This window comes from Bacillus sp. FSL R5-0820 (genome assembly GCF_038593385.1).
GTDB classification, from domain to species: Bacteria; Bacillota; Bacilli; order Bacillales; family Bacillaceae; genus Bacillus; species Bacillus altitudinis.
In genome coordinates, this window is record NZ_CP151991.1 from 219014 (window position 1) to 231678 (window position 12665).

Below are 12665 nucleotides of genomic sequence, written 5' to 3' on the forward strand. Positions count from 1 at the left end.
TCTTAAAAATCCACCTCACCTGCATCTGTATCAGATTTCAATTCCGAATCAAAATTCCAATCTGTACTATCTATTAATTCTATTTCATCTAGAATTTCTTTGGATATATCAAACAATCTTTCATCTCGAAAAATAAATGGAGAATGAGTAACACACAATAATAAACTACAATTACCCGACTGAATGATGTCTGGTATATATTGTTCTTGCCACTTCATTGAGAGTGAAAGTTCAGGTTCGTCAAATAAAATGATATAGTTCTTCTTATGTTCCAAGTAAATTTTCGAAAAGGTTGAGATTATTTGTTTCTCTCCTGATGAGAGTTTTCTTAATGGAATCTCTTTGTTATAATGATTATTTATTATTTGTAATGTTACATTACTTGCATCATAATGGTATTTTTTATTAACTAAGTATTTGTTACAAACTTTCACAAATTTTTCGATTCTGTTATCTATCGTCCGTAATTGTTCATGACTAGCCAGCAAGTTCTTTATAAAGTTCAAAAGATAACTATTTTTTGGGGAGTAAATTTCCTCGCTTTCAACTAATCGTATTATTATTTCTTTATAAGACACCTCAATCTCTGATCCAACACGATCTAAAGATATTTTTAAATTGTTCAAGTTTATTTTTTCATCCTTATTGTTTGAAATTTCATTTTTAACATATTGTTTTAATAGTATTGCAGTCATTTGGTTAAAACTATTTATAGAAGTTTTTCGAATTATTTGTAATAATTCATCAATGGTTGTTTCTACATCAGACATACCGAACTTAATAAGCTCCCCCTTATTAGAAAATGCGTCTTCACTCAATTTAGGGAATACAATCTCAATATTATTATGAAAATTATCATCAAAATCATCATCGTCGTCATCATCATTATCAACTTCAGTGAAACCCTTTAGCTTCGTAATGTCTTCTTCTATCCTTCTAAAAGTAGGAAAGTATAATATTTCATTATTTATTAAAAGTTCATCTAGCCTATTTTCTAATTTAGAGATAGCATTAACATTTAAGTCAATGGTTCTGGTAAATTCGTAAAGATTTTTTTCTAAGTATACTTTAGGGAGACCTGTTTCGGAGGAAATTTTTTCACAGAGGGATGTGAAAAATTCAGTATCTAATAATTCCCTATGTGTATATTGGGCTTTTAAGGTTGCTAATTTTGTAATTTCATCTAAATAGTTATTAATAATTTTTTTGAAATGGGAATTAATTCTTCGATTTCGTGGATTTCTTCTTTTTAAGAAATAATATTGTTTTATATCATCTGCAGTAAATTCATAGCTTTCAGAATCTCCAAATATGATCTCTATTTTTTCAAATTCAACTTTGGTTAATTCAGAAAATCGCTTTGTTAGTGTATAAAATATTGTGGAAAGTATCGTCGTCTTACCCAAACCATTTTCACCGATATATATGTTTTCAGTCTCATCAAACTTTAAACAGACATTCATACTCCCGAATAACCTGTAAATTTTGAACTGACTTATTATTTTATTCATTATCATATCTCCTTTTCATTTTTAGCCTAAGAAGCAACGCCCTGCATAATAAAAACAAAGTTTGCTTATTACTACAAATAATGTACATCTAAAATGATTTCTTGTATAGGATTGTTTTGGGAAAAATGAAATTTATTAGATAAATCTTTAAATTATAAAAATATTTTAACATGCGTCTATGTAGCTAGAATTTAATCTTATATTTAGAATTGTAAGTGGCTTTTTGAACTGTGGCATGATTCACCTTCTTTCTAAATGTTTTTTAAGTATTCTCTTTCCCCATTTAATATATCAGATTGTTGATGCCCGTCATCATTTGTCTGTGAGGTATTCCCAAAATGAAAAAAACAAGGGTTATAAACCCTTGATCGATTCATTATTTCACTTTTTAACTACATCAATCGTAATGTTTTAACAAGATGGCTGAATTATGTCCTCCAAAACCAAAAGAATTGGATAGCCCATATTTCAATGGAAGCTGTCTCGCTTCTAATACAACATCTAAATTGCAATCTGGATCTTGTTTCTCTACATTAATAGTTGGTGGAATCATTCCTCGTCTCAAACTTTCCACTAAAGCAATCGCTTCTACTCCGCCAGCAGCACCAAACATGTGCCCAGTCATTGACTTGTTCGCCGTTGTTGGAATTTCGCCTGAAAGATCACCAAATAATTTCTTAATGGCTAGAACTTCTGAACGATCACCTACTTGTGTACTTGTTGCATGAGCACTAATAACATCGATTTCACTTGTTGATATATCTGCACTTCTCAATGCTTTCTTCATGGCTAAGTAGGCACCCCTACCTTCTGGGTGTGAAGCGACCATATGATGTGCATCTGAACTAGCCCCGTATCCCACTACTTCACATAATATCGGCGCATCTCTATGAATTGCGTTGTCTAATGATTCTAATACTAAGATACCTGCGCCTTCACTCATCACAAAGCCATCTCTATCTGTATCGAATGGGCGGCTGGCTCTACTTGGGTCTTGGTTTCTAGTAGATAGTGCATGTGCGTTTCCAAAGCTAGCCAAAGATATCTGATTGACGGCAGCTTCTGCTCCACCGGCAAATATAATATCTGCTTCATCGTTTCGGATCGCATTGAAAGCTTCACCAATAGAGGTGTTCCCAATAGAGCAAGCTGTGACCGGTGACAATGATGGCCCTTGTGCGCCCAATTTGATGCTGATTTGGGCCGCAGCTGCATTTGAAATCATCATGGGGACAAGGCTAGGGCTTACTCTCGATGGACCTCGTTTATCTAATACATTCACATTATCAACAAGCGATTGTATGCCCCCGATTCCTGAACCAACATATACGCCTAAACGTTCAAGATCTACTTGATCTAACTGTAATTGTGAATGTTCTAATGCTTGTTCGGCGGCTGCTAAGGCAAACTGACTAAAACGATCTAATCGTTTTGCTTCTTTTCTCCCTAATATTTCATCTGCATCGAAATCACGAACGATTCCAGCTATTTTTGTTTTATAATCAGTCGTATCAAAAGAATCAATGAGAGATATTCCCGATTGTCCTTTCATGAGTTGATTCCAAAAGCTATCTATATCATTTCCTAGCGGGGAAATAACTCCCATTCCAGTAATAACAACTCTTTTCATGATCATTCCCTCCTTGTTTTTATTAACTTTAGCCATTGTGTTATCCTATTACAAGTTGTTGCTTATCCTAGTATAATGAATAATATTTTAAAAGGAGACCTTAATGAAACCTGAAACAAGACTTCAAGCATTATCAGAATTTCTAAAAAACCAACGTTCAAAAATTACGCCTCAAATGGTTGGTTTACCTGTAGGAACCCGCCGAAGAACACCAGGACTCAGAAGAGAAGAAGTGGCTCAACTAGCCGGTGTGAGTCTTACTTGGTATACATGGTTAGAGCAAGGCAGAGATATAAAAGTATCTACTTCGGTATTAGATGCGATTTCTAGTGCATTACAATTAAACAACGATGAAAGGAGATATTTGTACGCTTTAGCGTTAGAGGAAGGTGTGAAACAATCCTATATCATTGAGAATGAGAAGGAAATCAGTCCGGCTTTAGTGAAAATTCTGCAGGAACTTCGTTATTGTCCAACGATTATATCTGATAGAAGAAGTCAGATTGTTGGGTGGAATCAAGCAGCAGCTAATGTATTTTTGGACTTTGAACAAATCATCCCAGCAGAAAGAAATATCATCCGCTTACTATTCGCAAGAAAGGAATTTAAAAGTTTAGCCGTGAATTGGGAGCATTTTGTAAGAGGCTATATCGCCATATTTAGAACGTATTATGGACAGTATGTGGCGGATGACTGGTATGAGCAATTTATAGAAGAAATGGAGCAGGCATATCCTGAGTTTCGTAAAATATGGAATGAAAATGAGATCAGTTATGCACCTGAAGTATTAATTGAATTTCGTCATGCTAAGGTAGGGAAAATGTTGTTTAATCTCACTTCATTACAAGTGTATGGGGATACTGATTTAAGATGCAGTGTCTATACTCCAGTTGAGGATACTGAAACGGAGCTTAAGTTAAAACGTTTGATTGAAGGGTAGCTATTGTTTGGAGAGAAGAATAGATTTGAGGTATCCTTCCTTCGTTATAATTTAGATAAATTAAGTATTTATGGTAGAAATTATTTTGTGCTTTTTAAACTTAATCATGACATTTAGCTTCTTCGGGTATCGCTGATTGAGACATGCCGTCTATTCGCTTATCTAGTTCAAATAATATGAAAAATTTTATGATGTTCTGAAGAGAGGTAATTGAGGAAATTTTGGTTCCTTCAACTACCTCCGTGTTACATTTCTATTCGCTTTTCTATTCATAACTCCAATTGATCCTTTGCTTAACCAAGGTTACGCTTCTACAATCTCTAATAACACAGCATTTTGATGTAACTTGTCAATTCTCCTCTACCTCTTCACTAGTACATATTGTAAGTTTTCTAATTCAAACATATCAATCAGTTCATCGATCCCTTTAAAATCGATATGTTTTCCAAACCGTTTTGTGCTTAGGTCAATTTCTACATCCAATTGATCGTCCTTTTCTTTCATTTCGAGTTCATTTAGACAAGAATAGATTTCGATGGTTTCTCCTTTTGACAGCTCTTTTTCAATGAATTTAAAAAGTGCACGAAGAGAATGAATGATGTCTAATTCATAAACAAAAGGGTGCGTGAATTTGTTTCTTACCGCTTCATTGACGGGATCTAGATAATCAATGTGAATGCCTTCGAAATCCTCTTCTGTTTCAAATACTTCTATCAAAAGATCTTCTTTTTGATAGATTTTGGGCTTTTTTTGTTTTTTATCAAACATGCTGATATTGAGTTCAGAGAATGGTTTATAGGTAGGATTTTGACCAATGGTACCAAGCGGCAGTTCTTTGTTTGATCCAATATAATGCTGTAAAGTCATGGGTTACCCTCTTTCCTTGAAATATTCCTTATAGCGTTGATTATTTCCTTTCTACCAATTTAGAGGTGAATATGCAATGGCTTGACATATCGGTATTTCTAGATATACAATGTCTGCCATGGAACCTATTGATGTGTTTAAGGCATTATCGAATGAAACAAGGTTGAATATTTTAAAGTGGCTCAAGGAACCAGAGAAGCATTTTCCTAAGCAAGGCGCTCATTTACCGAAGGAGGTTAGTTATAAGGGGGGCGTTTGTGTTGGGGATATTCAAGAAAAGGCGCAAATTTCTCAATCAACGGTCTCTAGCTACTTACATTTGATGCAAAAGGCTGGTCTGCTCGAATCGGTACGGCATGGGCAATGGACATACTATAGACGAAATGAAGAATTTATCCAACAGATCGGACAATATATGAAAACAGAGATCTAAAGGATGTGTGATTTCTGTTTTTTTCTATTCTATATATCTGTTTATCTAGATATATAAATATTTGAATCAAAGGAGATTTGATGATGCGTTTAATTTTTTATGTGCTTGCACTATTAGCCGGTGCGGCACTTAGTTTTGAAGGAGCCATCTATGCGGAGCTTGGGAAGTCAATTGGACAGTTAGAAACGAGTTTTTATAACTTTTTTGTCGGTTCAATTATTATGGGTTTATTGTGGCTCTTTTTTGGCAAAGGTGACCTTTCCTATACGTTGAAGGCACCGAAATGGTCACTGCTTGGCGGAGCGATGGGGGTTGTGTATTTAACGTCTATTGTGGTGAGTGTTCCATTTGTTGGTGTGGGGGTAACGATGGTTGCTGTCATTATTGGTCAGCTGCTGATGAGTATGGTAATTGAGCATTTTGGCTGGCTTGGGAGTCAGAGAACGAGAGTAAACAAAGAGAAGGTATTTGCGGTCATTTCGATGATCATTGCCCTTATTCTTATTCATTAGGAGGAACGTCGATATGGCATTATTGTTAATTCTATTTACTTTCATCGGAGGCATTACGTTAAGTGCGCAATCTTCCATAAACGGTACGTTTAGCAGGAGAGCGGGTACGATTGAAACGACCTTTTTGACCTTTTTAACGGGTACGATGTTTTTGACCATTCTGATTTTATTCTTTGGGAGCGGACATCTGTTGAATCTCTTGCATGCACCAAAGTGGCAGTTGAGTGCGGCTTTTCTTGGAACGGCTTATTTAATCCTGACAGTGGTCGCTGTTCCGAAAATCGGTGTCATTGCTGCGAATATTGCGGGGATTGCTGGGCAGCTTGTCATTGGAATGGTCATCGATCATTTTGGCTGGTTCCATAGCCTAATGATTTCACTTGATCTCAAACGCATATTGGCATTATTTTTTATGCTGATCGCTCTTTATTTTATTTACAAAGGAAATAAGCGCTCTAGAGAGGAAGCGAGTGCTTAAAGAGAACGGGCTGCTGTGACATTTGCTCTCAGCAGCTCTTTTATACTGATTCATCATGTTTGACTAAATACCTATCAGGGTATACTATCTGATCATAGGGAAAAGAGAAAGGAGTGTTAAACGTGGAGTATAATCAGCAGATGAAGAATCGTCTTCGCCGGATTGAAGGGCAGATTAAAGGGGTTCTTGCGATGATGGAGCAGGGAAAGGATTGCCGCGAGGTGGTGACGCAGCTGTCTGCATCACGCAATGCCATTGATCGGGCAATGGGTGTGATTGTAAGTACAAACCTTGAACAATGTGTCCGTGAAAGTCTTGAGCAAGGCAAGGATACAGAGGGGCTTGTCAAAGAAGCGGTTGAGCTCTTGGTGAAAAGCCGGTAAGAAATTCCTCAGCCTTTGAAGGTTGACGAATTTTTTTACTTGTTATAATATACCCTTACCGGTATGTGTATATATTTTTTGTTTTCGATATACCCCCACGGGTAATTCATATAAGGAGGATCATGATGGAGGAACAGAAAAAACGAACAACAATTGTTTTATTTAGTGGAGATTATGATAAAGCGATGGCCGCTTATATTATTGCAAATGGCGCAGCAGCTTATGATCACGAGGTGACGATTTTTCATACTTTTTGGGGGCTGAATGCCTTGCGTAAGGAAGAGATGGTGCCACTGAAGAAGGGATTTTTAGAAAAAATGTTTGGTAAAATGATGCCGCGTGGCGCTGATCGAATGGGGCTGTCAAAGATGAATTTTGCAGGAATGGGACCGAAGATGATTAAGCATGTGATCAACAAACACAATGCCATGACCCTGCCGCAGCTCATTGAAATGGCGAAGGAACAAGACATCAACCTCGTGGCATGTACGATGACGATGGATCTTTTAGGGCTACAGGAGAACGAGTTACTAGCAGACATTCAATATGCAGGTGTGGCAGCGTATTTAGCAGAGGCAGAAATCGGGAATGTGAACTTATTTATCTAGGGAGGTGTTCATACATGATTCAAACGCTTTTGCTCATCATTGTGATCGCTTTGCTTGTGAGCCGTTTTCTTCCCGTACGGGGTGTGAAACAAATGGACGCAGCTCATCTGAAATCTAAATTGCATAGTCGGCATCAACAGCTGATAGACGTGCGATCACCTTTAGAGTTTCAAACAAATCATATAAAAGGATTTCAAAATATCCCCTTACCACAGTTAAGGAATCGAGCGCATGAGCTTGAGAAAGACAAAGAAATTTATGTGATCTGCCAAAGCGGGATGAGAAGTATGCAGGCGGCTAAATTATTAAAAAAACAGGGATTTACCCACATTACGAATATCAAGGGTGGCATGAATGCTTGGCGATTATAGGTATAAATAGGCTTTAAAATATACCCCCACCCCTATAAAAAGGAGGAAAAACAATGCAGCAACCAACAGCAATTCTAGATGCAAAAGGATTGGCATGCCCAATGCCCATTGTCAAAACGAAAAAACAAATGAATGAGCTCTTGCCAGGAGATGTGCTTGAAGTGCAAGCAACTGACAAAGGGTCTACAGCGGATTTAGCAGCTTGGTCAAAAAGCGCCGGTCATGAATTTTTAGGAACAAAAGTAGAAGGGCAGGTGCTTCATCATTTGATTCGTAAAGGCGGAGCGAAACAGGAGGAGCAGTCAATGATTTCGGAAATGTCGTTGAACATGTTTCAACAGAAGGTAAAAGAAGATCAGTCATTGTTTATTTTAGATGTACGAGAGCCAGATGAATACGAAGCGGGTCATATTCCAGGAGCTGTTCACATCCCTCTTGGCGAGGTGGAACAACGTGCTGAAGAATTGAACCGAGAGACGCTCATTTACCTCATCTGTCATTCAGGCAGAAGAAGTGAATTAGCCGCACAAAAGTTAAAAGAAAAAGGATTTCATCAATTGATCAATGTAGTGCCAGGCATGAACAGCTGGACAGGAGAGATTGAAAAATAGGAGCTGAATGAAACGATGACTGTAAAAGCAATGACAGCAGAACAGTTAACAAAAAAGATCATCAACAAAGAGCCGATCTTTTTGTTGGATGTACGAAACGAAACAGATGTGCAGGACTGGAAAATTGAAGGGAAAGCCGTTGAATATTTAAATGTGCCTTACTTTGAGCTTCTTGATGGCGTAGAGGATATGGTGGAGAACATACCGGATGACCTAGATGTACTGGTCGTTTGTGCGAAAGAGGGCTCTTCTATTATGGTGGCAGAGATGCTGTCAGAGGCAGGCAGAACGGTCCATTATTTGCAAGGCGGCATGAAGGCATGGAGTGAGCATTTAGAGCCAGTGAAGATCGGTGATTTAACTGGCGGTGGAGAGTTGTACCAATTTGTGCGAATGGGCAAGGGGTGCTTGTCCTATATGATCATGTCGAATGGGGAAGCTGCGATTATTGATGCGGCTAGAATGACGGAGGTCTATACGCAATTTGCTAAAAAACATCAAGTCACAGTGACGCATGTGTTTGATACGCACCTTCATGCGGACCATATATCTGGCGGGAAAAAGCTGTCTGAACAGACTGGTGCTATCTATTGGCTACCACCAAAAGACGCCGAAGAGGTGACGTTTGATTACAATCACCTTGAAGGAGGGCAGCGTGTGACGATTGGAGCGACGGAGATTGATATTCATGCCCTTTATTCACCGGGCCATACGATTGGTTCAACCTCTTTTATCGTAGACGGCCGTTACCTCCTTTCAGGTGATATTTTGTTCATTGATTCGATTGGAAGACCTGATCTAGCCGGTATGGCGGAGGACTGGGTAGGTGATTTGAGAGAAACCCTTTATACACGATATACGGCGCTTTCGGCAGAATTGATTGTGCTGCCTGCACATTTTATGATCGTGGAGGAGCTTAATGAAGACGGGAGCGTTTGGAAGGAGCTAGGCGCTTTGTTTGAAGAAAATCACGGGCTGAACATTGAAGATGAAGACGTATTTAGACAAATGGTCACGCAGCATCTCCCTGCACAGCCAAACGCTTATCAAGACATTCGGTCTACCAATATGGGGAAGCTGCATCCAGACGAGGAAGCACAGCGAGACATGGAAATTGGTCCAAACCGTTGTGCGATTCGATAATGTTCAATAAAATAAAGAAGCGAGGGATGATCAGATGACATCAGATCACATTTTAGACGTAACCGGGCTTGCATGCCCGATGCCAATTATTCGGACGAAGAAAAAAATGAATGACTTGGCTGAAGGTCAAGTATTAGAAATACATGCAACAGATAAAGGAGCTAAAGCTGATTTGGCTGCATGGGCTAAGTCAAGCGGACATGAATTGATCACACAGACAGATGAAGGGCATGTGCTGAAGTTCTGGGTGAGAAAAGGGTCCTAAAGGGGAGAGGGGTATCTATGAGGGAGCCCCTTTTCCTTTTGCAAAGGAGGAGACCAGCGTGGATTTTGCGTTTTTCATTACTTTATTTATCATCGGATTTATTGGTTCCTTCTTATCAGGAATGGTCGGAATAGGAGGATCGGTGATCAACTATCCCATGCTGCTTTATATCCCGCCTCTTGTCGGAGTGATGGCATTATCGGCACACGAGGTTTCAGGGATTGGTGCCATTCAAGTACTATTTTCGACACTCGGCGGTGTGCTGGCGTATCGGAAAAGCGGATTTTTACATCGTCCATTGATTTTATATATGGGGAGCAGTATATTGGCAGGGAGTTTATTAGGCAGCTATTTATCACATTTCCTTCCAGAGAAAGGCATCAATGTAGTCTATGGTCTGCTTGCCATTGTCGCTGTCATTTTAATGCTTGTTCCGAAAAAAGGTCAGCGGGCAGAAGCAGATGGAGAGGTGACCTTTCATAAAGGATTGGCGGCTGGTATTGCCTTTGTGATCGGAAGTGTATCCGGTGTATTAGGTGCAGGCGGTGCCTTTATTTTAGTGCCGGTGATGCTATCGATTCTCAAAATCCCTGTGCGGATGACGATTGCCTCGTCTCTGGCCATTACGTTTCTCTCTGCGATCGGCGCATCGGCTGGGAAAGTGCTGACTGGTCAAGTCATGTTCATGCCTGCGCTTGTCTTAATGGCAGCCAGTTTGATTGCTGCGCCGATTGGGGCGAAAATTGGTCAGAAAATCAATGCCGTTTATTTGCAATGGGCGCTTGCCGTGATGATTACAGCCACAGCGATCAAAATCTGGGTGGATTTATTATAAGAAAAAGACCAACAACTAAGAGCAAGGGCTCTTTTCCATGTGTTGGTCTTTTTTATTTCATGTCATCGTGCTCGATATACGTTTCAAGTGCAGGGTGGTACTCTTTTTGATAATGAAGATTGGGGCATGTTTTCACGACTTTGCCTTGCAAGGCATTGGACTTCGAGACATCTAATGCTGTTTTACATTTTGGACAACGTTCGTTAAATATTGAGAGCCAGCGCTTCATAGATCACCACTCCAGTTAAAGTCTTAAAAACCGATTATATTAATATGAATTATAGGGGATTGTGTGAAGGAGGTCAATGGATATTTGGCTCTTTTTAACAAAAAAGAAGCATCGTATAAGATGCTTCAGTGTATAGACAAACCCTTGCATTCTTTGTCAACAATTTGAAATATGATTAGTAGGCTTTTGCCCAGAACACCATATCAGAAGCAGGTTTCCCGCAGCAGACACATGTGTCAGAAACGGATTCTTGTTCAAACGGGATACAGCGTGATGTCGCCCCTGTTCTCTCTTTAATGTCGTTTTCACAGTCTTCATCGCCGCACCACATGGCTTTGATCAACCTGTTTTCTTCGGCAAGAAGCTGCTCGATGTCTTCGATTGTGTGGGCGTTTGATGTTTTTTCATGTAATCGATCTTTTGCTTTTTCGTACATCGTCTGTTGAATGTCTTCAAGCGTGGCCGTGATGGTTTGTTCGAGTGCATCTAACGTGACGGCTTGCTTTTCACCTGTGTCTCGTCTTGCGAGCATGATCTGGCCTTTTTCCATATCCTTTGGTCCCACTTCTACACGTAAAGGGATGCCCTGCATTTCACATTCGTTGAATTTCCAGCCTGGCTGTTTATCACTTGCATCGATGTCAGCGCGTGCGATGCGGGCGAGTCGATCCTTTAATTCATAGGCATGATCGAGGACACCTTCTTTATGGGAAGCAATTGGCACAACACGTACTTGGGTTGGCGCAATGTTTGGCGGCAGGACTAGTCCTCTGTCATCGCCATGCACCATGATCATAGCGCCAATGATTCTTGTGGTGAAGCCCCATGATGTTTGCTGGACATGCTCTAATTTTCCTTCTCGATTTAAAAATTCAATGCCAAACGCCTTGGCAAATCCGCTGCCGAAGAAGTGAGAAGTGGCGGTTTGCAGGGCTTTTCCATCATGCATCAAGCTTTCAACCGTATAGGTGAAGCGGGCGCCAGCGAATTTTTCTTTCTCTGTTTTTCTTCCTTTAATGACAGGGATCGCTAGAAGCTCTTCACAAATAGACGCATAGACATGGAGCATTTTTTCTGTTTCTTCAATCGCTTCTTGCTCTGTCTCATGACAAGTGTGCCCTTCCTGCCAGAGGAATTCAAGGGTTCTAAGGAATGGACGTGTTGTCTTTTCCCAGCGGACGACATTGGCCCATTGGTTATATAGCTTCGGTAAATCACGATAGGAATGAATGATGTTTTTATAATGCTCGGCGAACAGCACCTCGGATGTTGGTCTGACGCAGAGTCTTTCCTGTAATTCCGAATCACCGCCATGTGTCACCCACGCCACTTCAGGAGCAAAGCCTTCGATATGATCTTTTTCCTGCTGGAGAAGGCTTTCTGGGATAAAGAGCGGCATATAGACATTCTCGTGACCCGTTTCTTTGATTTGACGATCAAGTTCGTCGCGAATATTCTCCCAAATTTTAAAACCGTATGGCTGAATGATCATAATGCCTCTAACGCTTGAATAATCGACGAGACGCGCCTTTGTGACAACATCTGTATACCACTGGGCAAAGTCGTCTTCCATGCTTGTAATTTTCTCAACAAATTGTTTCTTTGACATCGTCTTTTTCCTCCTTTTAAAAAAACAAAAAAGCTGTGCTTTAAGTTAGGGACCATTCCTGGTGGTACCACCCTAATTTAAAGCACAGCTTTACACTCGATCATGATAACGGTATGAACCGCTGTATGAAACAGAACTAAATCGGCAGGTTCACTTGAAGATGTCAGTAGGAACTTCTCAGCACCGTTCCCTCTCTGGTAAAGATCGATTCAAGCTACTATTCCAGATCTACGTTGATCC

Annotated in this window: 16 protein-coding genes; 11 read left to right on the top strand and 5 right to left on the bottom strand. The window is 39.8% G+C overall.

Annotated elements, in window-relative coordinates:
• Positions 1 to 2: 2 nt before the first annotated feature.
• Positions 3 to 1511, bottom strand: a complete 1509-nt coding sequence (locus NST15_RS01250; protein WP_342498769.1) for an AAA family ATPase — start codon at positions 1509 to 1511, stop codon at positions 3 to 5.
• Between the two features lie 397 nt (positions 1512 to 1908).
• A complete protein-coding gene (fabF, locus tag NST15_RS01255; protein WP_342498770.1) occupies positions 1909 to 3141 on the bottom strand; it encodes a beta-ketoacyl-ACP synthase II in 1233 nt (410 codons plus the stop codon).
• Positions 3142 to 3244: 103 nt separating this feature from the next.
• On the opposite strand from fabF, the gene NST15_RS01260 reads away from it, so the two are divergent.
• A complete protein-coding gene (locus NST15_RS01260) occupies positions 3245 to 4081 on the top strand; it encodes a helix-turn-helix transcriptional regulator (RefSeq protein WP_008359338.1) in 837 nt (278 codons plus the stop codon).
• Positions 4082 to 4441: 360 nt separating this feature from the next.
• Here NST15_RS01260 and NST15_RS01265 read toward each other — a convergent pair whose 3' ends face one another.
• A complete protein-coding gene (locus tag NST15_RS01265; RefSeq protein ID WP_268390032.1) occupies positions 4442 to 4948 on the bottom strand; it encodes a hypothetical protein in 507 nt (168 codons plus the stop codon).
• Positions 4949 to 5066: 118 nt separating this feature from the next.
• Between NST15_RS01265 and NST15_RS01270 the strand changes: the two genes are divergently transcribed.
• From NST15_RS01270 to NST15_RS01315, 10 genes are all read left to right on the top strand, one after another.
• On the top strand, positions 5067 to 5381 hold the full coding sequence (locus NST15_RS01270) for a metalloregulator ArsR/SmtB family transcription factor (protein ID WP_008343888.1): 315 nt from the start codon (positions 5067 to 5069) through the stop codon (positions 5379 to 5381).
• 83 nt (positions 5382 to 5464) lie between these two features.
• On the top strand, positions 5465 to 5893 hold the full coding sequence (locus NST15_RS01275; protein WP_008343887.1) for a DMT family transporter: 429 nt from the start codon (positions 5465 to 5467) through the stop codon (positions 5891 to 5893).
• Between the two features lie 13 nt (positions 5894 to 5906).
• Positions 5907 to 6371 carry a DMT family transporter gene (locus NST15_RS01280; RefSeq protein ID WP_035390624.1) on the top strand — a complete coding sequence of 155 codons (465 nt, stop codon included), beginning with the start codon at positions 5907 to 5909 and terminating at the stop codon, positions 6369 to 6371.
• Positions 6372 to 6493: 122 nt separating this feature from the next.
• Positions 6494 to 6754, top strand: a complete 261-nt coding sequence (locus NST15_RS01285; protein ID WP_003217059.1) for a metal-sensitive transcriptional regulator — start codon at positions 6494 to 6496, stop codon at positions 6752 to 6754.
• A gap of 125 nt (positions 6755 to 6879) precedes the next feature.
• On the top strand, positions 6880 to 7362 hold the full coding sequence (locus NST15_RS01290; RefSeq protein ID WP_342498771.1) for a DsrE/DsrF/DrsH-like family protein: 483 nt from the start codon (positions 6880 to 6882) through the stop codon (positions 7360 to 7362).
• A gap of 14 nt (positions 7363 to 7376) precedes the next feature.
• Positions 7377 to 7733 (top strand): rhodanese-like domain-containing protein, encoded by a 357-nt coding sequence (locus NST15_RS01295; protein ID WP_342498772.1) that lies wholly within the window; start codon positions 7377 to 7379, stop codon positions 7731 to 7733.
• 53 nt (positions 7734 to 7786) lie between these two features.
• Positions 7787 to 8344: a sulfurtransferase TusA family protein gene (locus NST15_RS01300; protein ID WP_008343883.1), complete on the top strand. Its 558-nt coding sequence runs from the start codon at positions 7787 to 7789 to the stop codon at positions 8342 to 8344.
• Between the two features lie 15 nt (positions 8345 to 8359).
• Positions 8360 to 9487 carry an MBL fold metallo-hydrolase gene (locus tag NST15_RS01305; RefSeq protein WP_342498773.1) on the top strand — a complete coding sequence of 376 codons (1128 nt, stop codon included), beginning with the start codon at positions 8360 to 8362 and terminating at the stop codon, positions 9485 to 9487.
• A gap of 34 nt (positions 9488 to 9521) precedes the next feature.
• The gene (locus NST15_RS01310; protein WP_008343881.1) at positions 9522 to 9752 is read left to right on the top strand and encodes a sulfurtransferase TusA family protein; all 231 of its coding nucleotides are present in this window, start codon (positions 9522 to 9524) and stop codon (positions 9750 to 9752) included.
• Positions 9753 to 9810: 58 nt separating this feature from the next.
• Positions 9811 to 10587 carry a sulfite exporter TauE/SafE family protein gene (locus NST15_RS01315; RefSeq protein WP_060832026.1) on the top strand — a complete coding sequence of 259 codons (777 nt, stop codon included), beginning with the start codon at positions 9811 to 9813 and terminating at the stop codon, positions 10585 to 10587.
• Positions 10588 to 10639: 52 nt separating this feature from the next.
• Here NST15_RS01315 and NST15_RS01320 read toward each other — a convergent pair whose 3' ends face one another.
• Positions 10640 to 10816 (bottom strand): hypothetical protein, encoded by a 177-nt coding sequence (locus NST15_RS01320; protein ID WP_017358723.1) that lies wholly within the window; start codon positions 10814 to 10816, stop codon positions 10640 to 10642.
• 175 nt (positions 10817 to 10991) lie between these two features.
• On the bottom strand, positions 10992 to 12425 hold the full coding sequence (proS, locus tag NST15_RS01325; RefSeq protein WP_342498774.1) for a proline--tRNA ligase: 1434 nt from the start codon (positions 12423 to 12425) through the stop codon (positions 10992 to 10994).
• Between the last annotated feature and the right edge of the window lie 240 nt (positions 12426 to 12665).